Raw genomic sequence first — 13004 nt, 5'->3', positions numbered from 1 at the left:
ATTATTGTCGATTATTCCGTATTTCGCTTCTACAGTCTCTCCGAGAGGATTTTTTACTTTTACTTTTTTTATTTTTCCTCCTGTAGCGTATAAAATGGAATCGACAGTTCCTTCGCCTCCGTCCGCAACGGGAATTTTTTTAATTTTTGCATTTTTGAATACTTTTAATATTCCTTCTTCTATCGCGTTGCAAACTTCCAAACTCGACAAACTACCCTTAAAAGAATCGGGAATAACGATAATTTTTTTCATTTATATCACCTATAAATTAACTACATTTTGAGGTTTGCCATCTATAAAAGATTTAAGATTTTCAACGGCTATATTCATTAATCTTGCTCTACTTTCTTTGGAAGCCCATGCTATATGAGGCGTAATAAAACAATTTTTAGCTTTTAATAAAGGATTATTCTTTTCTATAGGTTCTACAGAAACTACATCCAAACCAGCCGCGTATATTTTACCGCTATTTAATCCTTCAGCTAAATCATTATCTATTACTAAACCGCCTCTCGAAGCGTTTAATATTATAACTCCATCTTTCATTTTTGATATATTATTTTTATTTATAATACCTTCAGTATTAGGCAATAAAGGACAATGTAATGAAATAACATCCGATTGTCTAAATAATTCATCTAAAGAAACAAGTTCCGCTATTTCTTTTTGAGATTCTCTAAAATCTTCAGTAGCGGTTATTATTCTCATCCCAAGACTTTTTAATACTTTACCCGTAGCTTCTCCTATTCTTCCAAAACCTATTATGCCAGCTGTTTTACCAGAAAGTTCTATTAAAGGATAATCCCAAAAACACCAATCTTTATTTTCAGTCCATCTTCCCGCTTTCACTTCGTTATTATGATGTCCTATATGATGGCATATTTCCAAAAGTAACGCAGCCGTAAATTGCGCTACCGCTGTTGTTCCGTATGTAGGTATATTGCTAACTGGTATTTTTAATTTTTTTGCCGTTTCTATATCTACAACATTATATCCTGTAGCCAAAACTCCTATAAATTTTATTGATTTGCAAGATTCTAAAACTTCCATATTTAACGGAGTTTTATTAGTATATACAATATCGGCGTCTCCTATCCTTTTTATTATTTCTCCGTTATCATTTACATTCGTTCTGTCGTATACTTTTAATTCTCCCAATTTTTCAAAACCTTCCCAAGATAAATCTCCTGGGTTTTCCGTATATCCGTCCAATATAATAATTTTCATTTATTAATTCTCCTTAATTAATTAAATTATTTTTTAGTTTTAAATATATTATGTTCCAAATATTAATGAAACAGGAACAAGTATAATATTTGGAAATATTATAAACAATATTAAAATAGCTATCGTTAAAATAATCCACGGGACGGAAGCTTTTATAATAGATTCAATAGAAAGTCCCGTAACATTTGAGGCTGCGTATAAACATACTCCAACTGGAGGCGTAATCAAACCCAAAGCCAAACTTATTACTAAAAATACAATAAAAAATAAAGGCGAAACTCCTACCGAAGTAACGGCTGGCAGCAATATTGGAACTAAAATATAAATTGCAGCCGTAGCGTCCATAAACATACCGACTAATATTAAAAATACAAATAATATTAACATTATCGCTATTTGATTTGAAGATATATTTATCAAATAATTTGCAATTAAAGTTGGGAGTCCGTCTAATTCAAAAATCAAAGCCGCAGGTTTTGCCGTAATAGCTACAAAAAGTATCGTGCCAGTTGCTTTTGCATTTTTGATAACTATATTTGGTATATCTTTCCAATTCAAACTTCTATAAACATAAATTGCAATCAATATCGTATATCCAACGCCTATAGCCGCTCCTTCCGTTGGAGTGTATATTCCAGTAAATACTCCGCCCAAAAGAATAACGGGACTAATCAATGCAGGCACGGCTTTTAAAAACGCTTTAGCTAATCTTTTTATAGAAAATTTTGACTTATCGCCAATTCCATTCTTTTTACAATATAAAAAGTTATATACCATATAGATTAGTCCCATAATAATACCAGGAATAAATCCAGCCGCTAAAGCTTGTCCTATCGATATGTTTGCTGTAGAAGCGGCGACTATCATCAAAATTGAAGGCGGAATAACGGTAGCCAGCATAGAACCAGTTAAATTTATAGCCGTAGCGTATCCTTTTGAATAACCCTTTTTAGTTAAAGCGTTAATGCTCATTTTTCCAATGCTCGCTATAGCAGCTACTGAAGAGCCAGACATACCAGCAAAAAGCATGCTAACCAAAACCGATACATGTCCAAGTCCTCCGTATATCCAACCTACTGCGGCGTCAGCCAAATCATAAATCTTATCGGCGACTCCTCCTTCATCCATTAAAGAACCGCACAATATAAATAACGGAACTGCAACCATGATAAAACTATTCATTGAAGTATACATAGATTGCGCCACTAAAGTAAGAGGCAAATCCGTCATTAAAATTAATACTATTACTGAAGCCGCTCCTAAAGACACCGCTATAGGAACTCCTACAAACATTAAAACGATAAAAATGATTAATAAAGTTATGCTCATCATAATAATAACTCCTTATATTTCCATATCTTTTGGGTCTATTTTGTCTGGTATATTAACCTTATCTGGATATTGAATTAAGCTTTGTATGACGCCAATTATTCCTAATATGCCAGATATAGGCACGCATGTTCCTATAATAAAAATTGGCATTGATAAAGCCGTAGCGGTTTCGTTCATACTTATTTGTTGATGAACGAGCATAAGCCCGTATATAAACATAAATAGAAAAAATCCAATTACAAAAACTATATATATTATTTTTGCTAATTTTTTCAACCATTTAGGACCTATTGAAATAAATATTATAACTCTCGAAGATTCGGCTTTATTAAAACCAGCCGCTAAAGCTATAAACATCATATAAATAAACAAATAACGAGTAGTTTCTTCAGTCCAAGGAAAAGGATGAGAAAATACTCTTCCAAGTATTTGTAGTATTATTGTAAAAAATAATCCGATTAATGTAATAGCGCATAAAATATCTTCTATAAAGTTGATAATTTTGAAAATATTTAAGCCATTATTTAAATTTTTCATTTCATTCTCCTATTTTTTAATATTTATATAGTAAGGATAATTTAATAAGCTTTTATAATTATCCTTACCTATATGTTTTATTAGTTTGGGCTATTTATTTTTTCCGCAGAACTCTATTGTTTTATTAAACAAATCCGCGTCTCCTACCAAAGTAGAAAAATCAGAATATAAGCCTTTTGCTATATCTATAAATTTTTGCCTATTTTGGGAAGATATTTCGTTGTATATCATGCCGTTTTCGGTTAATACTTCCAAACCAGTTTTATCTTCTTTTTCTATAAATTCCACATTCCACTGTTGAACCTCTTCTCCAGCTCTTAATATAGCTTCTTTTTGAGCTTGAGTTAAAGATTCAAATTTTTTAGAATTTATTCCAACAAGCCATGCATCAGCCATATGGTCCGTTCCGCTAATATATTTTTGAACTTCCCAAAATTTATTTGAAAAAGGGACATCTATAGGGTTTTCCTGTCCGTCCAAAGTTCTTAATTGCAATGCGTTATATACTTCGCTAAAATTCATAGGAGTGCATGTAGCTCCAGCAGCCGAAAAATATAATACATACAAAGAATTATTAGGAACTCTTAATACCATGCCTTTTAAATCGTCAGGGCTATTTATAGGACTTTTAGAAGAAGTTATTTTTCTAAAAGAACGAGTCCATTTTCCAACACAACTTATATTCATATTAGAAACGCTTTGCATTAAAGAATCTCCAATATCGCTATTTAGATAATCCACTAATTGCTGTTGATTATCATACAAAAATGGAACGCTTATTATATTGAAATTTGGATTAAAACTTCCATATAAAGATGTAGCTAATATAACTATATCTAAAGCTCCAGATGATAGCTGTTTAATTCCAGCGGAAGAATCTCCTCCATACAAAGAACCGTTCGCCGAAATATTAATATTGATAGTATTATCAGAATATTCTTTAACTCTTTGAACGAATTCAACCGCCGCTTTGTGAATATAAGAATCCACTGGGTCTGGCACGCTTAAATTCATTGTTACCACTCCAGATGAACTTTTTCCACGACACCCTAATAGGTTAATTAAACTTAAACATATTACGCTTAAAACAATGATTGACTTTTTCATTTTATATTCTCCTTCTCTCTTTATTTAATCGTTATTTAAAATAGCAAATAAATCTTTAATTTTAGGATATAAATTTGTATAAACTTTATAATTATTCTCATACGCCAAAGAATTATTACTTGTTATATATTTATATACCGATTTATTTACTTTATCAGACGCTTGATAAACATTTTGGAATGTATTATTTCCAACTCCCGCTAACAAGGCAGCCCCTACTGGCGCCATATCGTTAATATCGAGGATGGTAATATCTTTTCCCGTTATATCCGATTTAATTTTAGCCCATATTTCGCTTTTAGCTCCGCCTCCTATAGAAATAAAATCGCTTATATCCGAATGTCTTATTTCTTGCGCTATTTCTATAAGTTGTTTTAAACCGTATCCGCATCCTTCCATAATGGCTCTTATTAAATCGTTTCTTTTATTAAATAATGAAATACCAAAAAATACTCCCCTCGCATAAGGGTCCCATATAGGGCTTCTCTCCCCAAGCATATATGGTAGAAAAACAACTCCGTTAGCTCCTTGAGGCGAATTAGACGCTTCCTCATCCATTAATTGATAAGCCGTTTTATCGCATAGTTCATGCTTCGCCTTTTTAATAATATCTTCGCAAAAGTTATCTCTAAACCACTGCAATGAAGAACCGACATGAGATAACGCTCCTTGATAAATCCAAGTTCCGTCTACGACATGACAACGATTTAAAAATCTGTTATCAAATAAAGGTTTATCTACGCAAACCGTTAATACATTTGTCGTTCCGACAGATTCGCATACATCTCCGTCTTTTGTTATTCCAGCCGCAAAAGTAGCGCAAGAGGTGTCTCCTCCGCCTATTACAACTGGCGTATCTTTTGGTATTCCTAAAGAAATAATATCATGGTTATTTAAATACCCTACAATATTAAAAGAAGATAGAATTGGAGGAAGTTTTTTAATATCTATGCCAATTTTATCGCATAGTTCTTCGCTCCAATTACCATCCGTACCTTTTACCGTTTCAAACAACCCAGTATAAGAAGCGTTAGAATAATCTACGGCAAAAGATTTAGTCATAAGATATGCAAATAAAGTATTGATATGTCCAAAATATTTTGTGCTTCGATATTGTTCTGGCATATTTCTTTTTATCCATAACATAGAAGTCGAAGAAATTGCTCCAGCCATAACTCTATTAGCCGTTATAGAAAAAATATTATCATTACCGATAGTTTTTTCTATAAAAGTAGCTTCTTCTAAACTTCTTCTATCCGAATATATTATTGGGTCTACCAACACATTTCCATTGTCGTCAAAAGCGGTAAGACCAGGACATAGCCCAGATATACCAATTCCCGTAATTTCTTTAGGATTTATTAATTTTTCAGAAAAGATATTTTCTAAACATTTTATGTATGTTTTCCAGCAATCTTCCGTATCTATTTGTATATAATTCTTATTATGGGATATTAACTTATACGAAGCTTGAGATACTCCATGTATTTGAGCGTTATTATCTATAATCACCACTTTAATACTTGATGTGCCGATATCAACGCCTAATAAATATCCGTTTTGCATAAATATATTTCCCCATAATAAAATTTTATATAATTCAATTAGAATTTTTCATAATTTTTATCATTTTCTAATTGAGTCAAAAGCTCTTTAGCTTCTTTTACGCTATAGCCTTCATGTATAATATACCTTAAAGCTATAACTAACGCCGTTATATCTTTATAGTCCCAGACAAATCTTCCCATAGTTACTCCGCCTACGCCGCAATCCATAGCGTCTCTCGTCATATTGAGATAATCGTCTAATGTTTTACAAGCATCGCCTCCTTGTATAACTACTCTTGCAGGACATAGATTAACGACTTTAGACATACTATCGGGGTCGCCAGTATATGTAGTTTTTATAATATCTATTCCTAATTCCGCGGCGCTTCTAACGGAATAAGCTATATTTTCCCAAGAGTTTTGTTTATCTTTAGGAACTGTTTCGCCTTTAGGGTATATATGCCCGATTAAAGGCATACCTTTTCTCATACATTCTTCAGAAAATTTACCTATTTCTTCAAATTGAATATCTTGGTAATTTCCTAAAGTCATAGCCCCTATAGAAACGGCATCCGCTCCCATTCTAATAGCCTCGTCAACCGTTCCAAAAGCCACATCTTTTGTTGGATACACGGGTGCATAACTTGAACATTTTAAAAGTATGGACGCTTCTCCAGCATGATTCCACATACAATGTTCAGCGATACCTTTAGTCATTGTAATGGCATCTGGTCTGCCTTTTAAAATAGCGTCTATGGTTTTTTGTATAGGCTGTAAACCTTTCATAGGCGCTATTCCTCTTGAAATAGCATGGTCAACCGTTATAGCCATCATCTTATTACTTTTTTTGTTGATAAGTCTGCTCATTCTTACTTGCTTACCTAACATAGCCATAATTTTTTCCTCCGTTTATTTTTTATTTATTAAAATTTATTTAAGGCTAATTAATTAATCTTAAGGTTCTATTATAACCTTGAGTCCTTCTCCGCTTTTGCATACTTCATACGCTTTCTTAAATTCATCTATTTTAAATCTATGCGTTACGATTTCTTTTAGATTTATTTTTTTGCTTACGACTATATCTCTTGACTGAAAATAATCTTCTCTCTTATAAGCGGTGCTTCCGTTAAGAGTTATTTCGTTATAATGAATAGCGTTTACCTCTATGGAGGATTCGCCCGTTCCAGCAAAACCCGCGAATAAGTTTACCGTTCCGCCTTTCCTACATAGTTTAATTGTAGAATTTACTATAGCTGGAACGCCTATAGCCATTATTATAATATCAGCGCCTATTCCGTCTGTCATGCTCATTATAATTTCCGACAAATCTTCTTCATTTGGATTTACTACACGGTCGGCTCCAAGTTTTAAAGCTTTTTCTCTCCTTGAATTTATAGGTTCGCTTACTATTACTTGTTTTGCCCCCGCTATTTTTGAAAGTTGTAAATGCATCAATCCTATAGGACCAGCTCCTAATATTAAAACCGTATCATTAAATCCAGTTCCAGCATTTTTCATTCCTCTTATACAACATGCCAAAGGTTCTATAAGAGCGCCTTCTTCAAAAGATACATTTTCAGGAAGTTTTACCACATTTCCGCCTTCTACAAATATATCTGGGATAAGAACATATTCAGCAAATCCTCCGTTATATTCATATCCTATAGCCTTTCTATTTAGACATGCATTTTCTCTACCCGTTAAACAACTATGACATGATTTACAAGGCATAACATTAGCTATAGAGACTTTATCGCCGACATTATAATATTTAACATTTTTGCCTACTTCGTCTACTATACCGCATATTTCATGTCCTATGATAGAAGGGTATCTAACGCCTTTAGTTTTTTTGCCTTCTAAAATACGGATATCTGTTCCGCATATAGCGGCGCTTTTCATTTTTAATAAAATATCGTTATCTCCAATTTGAGGTTTCTCAAATTCGCCAGAATCAAAATTATTTGGTCCGTAAAGAATAACCGCTTTCATTTTTATCCTCCAATAAAATATCGTTATGCATATAGTATAACATATTTGAAAATAAATTTCAATAGTTTTTGAAAAAAAAATTCAAAAAATTTTAATTTTCAGAAATAAAAGAAACAATAATTGATAGTTTTTTATGAAAATAACAAAATTTTATATATTTTTATATGTTAGATTAATGAAGATGTTATTAATTTTATAAAAAATAGTTTATTATAATTTATTGTCAGATGTAGCCATTCTGGTTTTTTGAATAGAGTTATAAGAGAATTCATAATTTTTAAAAGCTATTACGGCAACTATAGCGTCTATTAAAGCTAATTGAGCGATTCTTGTGCTTACAGATTCCGACTGAAATATATTTTTTTCGTAAGCGGTATGTATTGAAATATCTGATATTTTTGACAAAGGACTTTTATCTCTTCCAACTATAGCTATGGAAAAAGCTCCGTTATATTTTGCATTTTTTATGCACTTTATTACATTTCTATTACTGCCAGAATGCGACACGCCTATTGCGACATCATTTTTAGATAATAAAGACGAAGACATAAGTTGTAAATCTACATCTTCGTATACATAGACCATGATGCCTATTTTTATTAACTTATGCAAAGCATCCTTGGCGACTAATAGACTTGCGCCGCTTCCGAATAGAATTATTTTATCTGCATTTATTATAACATCCGCAGTTTTATTCAATATTTCTATATCCAATTCAAATAATGTTTTTTCTAAAACGGAAATATCCGAATTAAATATTTTATTATATATAGTTTCTACGCTATCGTTTTTTTCGAGTATAGGATTAAAATGTTTCTCTTTTGGCAATATATATTTAGCCGCATTAATCCTAAAATCTTGATATCCTTTATATCCGATATTTTTGCAAAATCTGACTATTGAAGCATCGCTTACGCCTACATTTTCAGCTAATTCGGAAATATTATATTCTAAAACTCTGTCGTAATTTTTTAGTATGTAAACGGCTATCTTTTTTTCCGTATTTGTAAGTCCATCCATCCTCTTCTGTATTATATCTTGGCACGAATACTCAATTACCATTTTAGAACCCTCAATTACTAATTTATAATATAATTCTTTTTATTTTTTAAGGTTATGCTATTATAATGATAATATTATATAATTTATTTTTAAATATTTGAATAGTTAAAAAATCTAAAATTATGCCACAAATAGATTATAATTCTTTATTTTAAATAATAAAATTATTTTATGATATATTCTTTTTGACAAAAATTTTCATTTTAAGTATAATATACATTTACCATAAAAATTTTTTAATAATCTTAAATTGAAAAAGGACATAAAATAAAAATGCTAAAAATAACGGAAAGTAAAGAAAATAAAAAATTCGATTACGATAACAGAATTAAAAGATTAACCGATTTGACGAACGAAACTGTTCTTATAACCAAAAACGAAAATATATTTTATTTGACGGGTTTTAGGGGAACTGCGGGATGGCTTTTAGTTCATAATTCAAAAAGATATTTGCTTGTAGATTCGAGATATTTCGAGCAGGCGATAAAAGTTACTCATAAAACTTCCGTTGTGCTTGTCGCAAATAATTACGAAAACGCTTTGGTAGATTTGCTAAAGTCGATAAAAGTTAAAAAAATTACGATAGCGAAAAACGGACTCTATTTATCCGATTACGAAAATATAGTTTCGGCTATGATTAATTCTTCGATAAAAATTTCGGTAAATAAGGCGAATATAGACAATATAAGAATAGCGAAAGAAAAAGAAGAGATAAAAATTTTGAAAGATAATTTGAATATGGCTGAAAGAGCGATGACAAAAACTTTGGCTTTCGTAAAAGAGGATATGTCCGAAAGAGAATTGGCGGCGGAATTGGAATATCAAATGAGAAAAGAAGGCGGAGATAAAACGGCTTTCGACACGATACTTCTTTTTGGCGAGCGAACATCTCTTCCTCATGGAATGCCTTCCGATAGAAAATTAAAATTGGGAGACAACATTCTTATGGATTTCGGTTTATCGAGAGAAGGTTATAAAAGCGACATAACGAGAACTTTCTTTTTTGGCAAAGGAAATAATTTTGAAGAAATGTCTAAAATATATAACATAGTCAGAGAAGCGCATAAAAAAGGAATCGAGGCGATACATTCGGGAATCTCGGGAAAAGAAGCGGATAACGAAGCAAGAGAGATTATAAAATCGAACGGATACGGACAATATTTCGGACATAGTTTGGGGCATGGAGTCGGAATAGAAATTCATGAATCTCCAAGATTATCTCCGATAGTCGACAATATATTGGAAGGAGGAGCTATAGTGACTGTGGAACCAGGAATATATATTCCAGATTTGGGCGGAGTTAGAATTGAAAATATGGTTATAGTGACAAAAGACGGCGGAGTTTCAATGAACGATACGCCTACCGATTTAATAGTTTTATGACGATAAGAAATGGCTATAATAAATAAAATAAAGAAAAAGAATAAAAGAAAAAAATCATCTCCGATTTATATTTTATTAATAATTATAATTTTCGCTTTATACTATTATTATCAAAATATTTATAAAGACGATATTGGCGGAGAATATAACAGGGAAGATTGGGGAAATTGGATTGACGAAGACGGAGACGGATTAAACACAAGGCATGAAGTATTGGCGGAAGAATCTTTAATAAAGCCCGTAATCTCAAATAATAAAGTGATTTCGGGCAAATGGTTCGATAAATACACTGGAAAATATTTTACCAACCCGAGCGACTTGGATATTGACCATTTAGTTCCTTTAAAAAACGCCTATATCAACGGAGCGAGTAATTGGAGCAAGAAAAAGAAAAACAGATATTATAATTATTTGAAATATGACAATCATTTAATCGCCGTATCAAAAAGCGCAAACAGAAATAAAAGCGACAAATCTCCTGTCGATTGGCTTCCTGCGAATAAAGAATATCAATGCGAATATGTGCGAGAATGGTTCAAAATAAAAACCGCTTGGGGACTAACGATTGAAGAAGGTTTTGACGAAGTTTCCAACAGAGTATGCAAAGGCAAATAATTAATGGAAGAAATAGAAAAACATATTTTTGAAGATATAAATTTTTTCCCAAATAAAATGAAGATTCTTATATTGGGAATTTTTCCCGTGCCTTTATATTCTCAAAAAGAAAAATTTAATCTGCTTTCAAAAGACAAGAAAGAAAACGCTTGGTATTATTCGAGTAGCAGAAGCGAATTTTGGAAATTAATCGCCGATTCTTTTGATATTGATAATAAAGAATTTTTGGCAAACAAATCTTTAAAGAAAAAACTTTTTGCAGATAAAAATATAGGAATTGCCGATGTTTTTTCAAAATGCAAAAGAAAAAATAAAGAAAGTTCAAAAGATACGGATTTGATAATAATAGAATATAATAATTCGATTGCCGATATTTTTAAAAATTATAAAAGTTTAAAACTCATAATTTTTACAAGCAGATTTACGGAAAATAATTTTTTTAAAATTCTTAACGATTCCAATTTGCATTACGAGTTAAAGGAAAGCGAAGATATTAAAACTCATTATAAAAACAGAAACGATATTACAAACGAAATAATAAATTCCGTTAGAGAAAGATTTATTTTGATAAACGATTTAAAAAATTTGAAAGTAAAAATCGCGACAATTACTTTGAAAATAAGCCCGATAAAAGGCGTTAGTTTATATTCGACTAAAAAAGAACTTTTTAAATATTATTTGAATCTTTATTAGTTTTTATATAATATTTTTGTCTCGCCAAAAACGGAAACTACATGCAAATTGATTCTCTTTAATTCGCTATTTTCGGAATTTTCTAATCTTGCAATATTTCCAAAAGAAACATTTTCTCCGCTTGGCAGTCGAACCGTTCCAAATGCGCTTTCGGCTCTTATTTCGTATTGAAAATCGCGACTTAAATAAATTTCGGCGCTTGAAAATACGGAATTTATTTTTATAAACTCTCCGTTATAATTTGAAAAATCCAAATTGGCGACATCCATAGACGCTTTTGAAAATACAATATTATATTCTTTTTGAATTGTTCCCGAATTAAAATTATAATCTGCAAAAACCGTCTCTCTTTTTCTTGAATTTATCGCGTCAAATATAATTGAAATTCCAAAAAGTATAACGACTATTCCTACAAATATTTTGAAAAATGGAATGTTGATATGGAAAACGCTTTTAAGCAAAATTCCTATTCCGAATAAAACTACTATAAAGCCCCAAAAAATCCCAGAAGATAAAAAACGCATAACCGCTCCTTTAAAAAGTTGTAATAAATTTGAAAAGCATTATACAAATAAATTAATATATTTCAAGTATTTATATTTGAGCTAATCTCGGTTTATAAATATTCTCGTATAAATAATTCGTAATCTTGTCATGTTCTTCTTTAGTTTCGATTTTTTTTGTAGTCATTATTTTCATTCTTAATACGGAATTTTTTTTACCGTAATCGAAGCAAGGCATATTGTAATCGTAATCTGCAAGAATAAAACCAAAACGCAAATACCAATCGATGCGCTTTTTTGCAATTTCATTTAAATCGCTCGGTTCTACTTCAATGACGACAAATTTGTCTTTTAATAAATCCAAAATTTGAGTTAAAATTTTTGAGCCGTAATTTTTTCCTCTGAATTTTTTATCAATAGCCAAATATTCGATAAAATTAAAATATTCCAAAGTCCAAATTATCGCGATTCCAATCGGAGTATCGCCGTCCAAAAATGAGTAAAATTTACAATTATTATTTAATTTATTTTCAAAAACGGCGTCAAAATCCCATCTCTCTTCTATCGGAAAGGCTTCGTTATATAAGTTTTTTGCAAAGTTTTTATATTTCAAATTATTTTCTTCGTTATCGTGTTTAATTTCTAAAAATTTTATCATATAATTTTCTCTGCATTTTAATTTGATTATGCATAATTATTCTTCGTCTTCTTTCTTTTTCTTTGGATTAATCCTTTTCATAGAAGTCGTTTTTTTCATCATTTTAGTCGATTTTTCTTCCGAATCTTCGCTCTTTTTAACCGATTTGAGCGGACTATTAAAAACCTCTTCCTTTACGCTTTTAGCGTCTTCGTTTTGATAAATATCGTCTTCGAGTTCGTCCGTTCCTCTTTTTGGGTCTTTTCCCGCGTATACGAGTTTGTCTTTTATTCTGTAAAGTTTAACTTCGCATATTCTCTCTATATCTTCTATATCCAAAGATAAAGAAAGAAGACGAAGAATAATTAT

14 protein-coding genes and 1 pseudogene are annotated in these 13004 nt (G+C 31.2%); 3 read left to right on the top strand and 12 right to left on the bottom strand.

All coding sequences use genetic code 11. The annotated features are described in order from the left end of the window. The 9 genes from EZH24_RS01700 to EZH24_RS01660 form a co-directional block, all read right to left on the bottom strand. Window positions 1–252 (bottom strand): glycerate kinase (locus tag EZH24_RS01700; protein WP_137997408.1); only part of this gene is annotated, 252 nt, incomplete at its 3' end. A 9-nt stretch (window positions 253–261) separates the two neighbouring features. Beyond that, a complete protein-coding gene (locus tag EZH24_RS01695) occupies window positions 262–1227 on the bottom strand; it encodes a D-2-hydroxyacid dehydrogenase (RefSeq protein WP_137997407.1) in 966 nt (321 codons plus the stop codon). Window positions 1228–1275: 48 nt separating this feature from the next. Continuing rightward, window positions 1276–2559 carry a TRAP transporter large permease gene (locus EZH24_RS01690; protein WP_201798549.1) on the bottom strand — a complete coding sequence of 428 codons (1284 nt, stop codon included), beginning with the start codon at window positions 2557–2559 and terminating at the stop codon, window positions 1276–1278. A gap of 12 nt (window positions 2560–2571) precedes the next feature. Continuing rightward, the gene (locus tag EZH24_RS01685; protein WP_137997406.1) at window positions 2572–3096 is read right to left on the bottom strand and encodes a TRAP transporter small permease; all 525 of its coding nucleotides are present in this window, start codon (window positions 3094–3096) and stop codon (window positions 2572–2574) included. A gap of 90 nt (window positions 3097–3186) precedes the next feature. Further along, window positions 3187–4203: a DctP family TRAP transporter solute-binding subunit gene (locus EZH24_RS01680; RefSeq protein WP_137997405.1), complete on the bottom strand. Its 1017-nt coding sequence runs from the start codon at window positions 4201–4203 to the stop codon at window positions 3187–3189. Between the two features lie 24 nt (window positions 4204–4227). Beyond that, on the bottom strand, window positions 4228–5769 hold the full coding sequence (locus EZH24_RS01675) for an FGGY-family carbohydrate kinase (protein WP_137997404.1): 1542 nt from the start codon (window positions 5767–5769) through the stop codon (window positions 4228–4230). Between the two features lie 38 nt (window positions 5770–5807). Beyond that, window positions 5808–6644, bottom strand: a complete 837-nt coding sequence (locus tag EZH24_RS01670) for a class I fructose-bisphosphate aldolase (RefSeq protein WP_137997403.1) — start codon at window positions 6642–6644, stop codon at window positions 5808–5810. A 60-nt stretch (window positions 6645–6704) separates the two neighbouring features. Further along, the gene (locus EZH24_RS01665) at window positions 6705–7742 is read right to left on the bottom strand and encodes a zinc-dependent dehydrogenase (RefSeq protein ID WP_137997402.1); all 1038 of its coding nucleotides are present in this window, start codon (window positions 7740–7742) and stop codon (window positions 6705–6707) included. Window positions 7743–7952: 210 nt separating this feature from the next. Beyond that, window positions 7953–8804: a MurR/RpiR family transcriptional regulator gene (locus tag EZH24_RS01660; protein ID WP_137997401.1), complete on the bottom strand. Its 852-nt coding sequence runs from the start codon at window positions 8802–8804 to the stop codon at window positions 7953–7955. A 273-nt stretch (window positions 8805–9077) separates the two neighbouring features. Here EZH24_RS01660 and EZH24_RS01655 point away from each other — a divergent pair, with 273 nt between their 5' ends. The 3 genes from EZH24_RS01655 to EZH24_RS01645 are packed head-to-tail and all read left to right on the top strand — an operon-like array spanning window position 9078 to window position 11495. Further along, window positions 9078–10187, top strand: a complete 1110-nt coding sequence (locus EZH24_RS01655; RefSeq protein ID WP_236847032.1) for a M24 family metallopeptidase — start codon at window positions 9078–9080, stop codon at window positions 10185–10187. Window positions 10188–10196: 9 nt separating this feature from the next. Continuing rightward, window positions 10197–10802 carry a GmrSD restriction endonuclease domain-containing protein gene (locus EZH24_RS01650; protein ID WP_137997399.1) on the top strand — a complete coding sequence of 202 codons (606 nt, stop codon included), beginning with the start codon at window positions 10197–10199 and terminating at the stop codon, window positions 10800–10802. A gap of 3 nt (window positions 10803–10805) precedes the next feature. Beyond that, window positions 10806–11495 carry a uracil-DNA glycosylase family protein gene (locus EZH24_RS01645; RefSeq protein ID WP_137997398.1) on the top strand — a complete coding sequence of 230 codons (690 nt, stop codon included), beginning with the start codon at window positions 10806–10808 and terminating at the stop codon, window positions 11493–11495. On the opposite strand, the gene EZH24_RS01640 is transcribed toward EZH24_RS01645, so the two are convergent. The 3 genes and pseudogenes from EZH24_RS01640 to EZH24_RS01630 form a co-directional block, all read right to left on the bottom strand. Continuing rightward, the gene (locus tag EZH24_RS01640) at window positions 11492–12019 is read right to left on the bottom strand and encodes a hypothetical protein (RefSeq protein WP_137997397.1); all 528 of its coding nucleotides are present in this window, start codon (window positions 12017–12019) and stop codon (window positions 11492–11494) included. The two genes, EZH24_RS01645 and EZH24_RS01640, sit on opposite strands and share 4 nt — an antisense overlap. A 70-nt stretch (window positions 12020–12089) precedes the next feature. Beyond that, window positions 12090–12656: a GNAT family N-acetyltransferase gene (locus tag EZH24_RS01635; protein WP_137997396.1), complete on the bottom strand. Its 567-nt coding sequence runs from the start codon at window positions 12654–12656 to the stop codon at window positions 12090–12092. A gap of 36 nt (window positions 12657–12692) precedes the next feature. Next, window positions 12693–13004: pseudogene (locus EZH24_RS01630) on the bottom strand (ATP-dependent zinc metalloprotease FtsH); the annotation flags it as partial.

The sequence above is a fragment of the Brachyspira catarrhinii genome (genome assembly GCF_005518285.1).
Lineage (GTDB): Bacteria > Spirochaetota > Brachyspiria > Brachyspirales > Brachyspiraceae > Brachyspira > Brachyspira catarrhinii.
The sequence above is the reverse complement of the archived record's forward strand: the minus strand, read 5'-3'. Positions and strand labels throughout refer to the sequence as shown.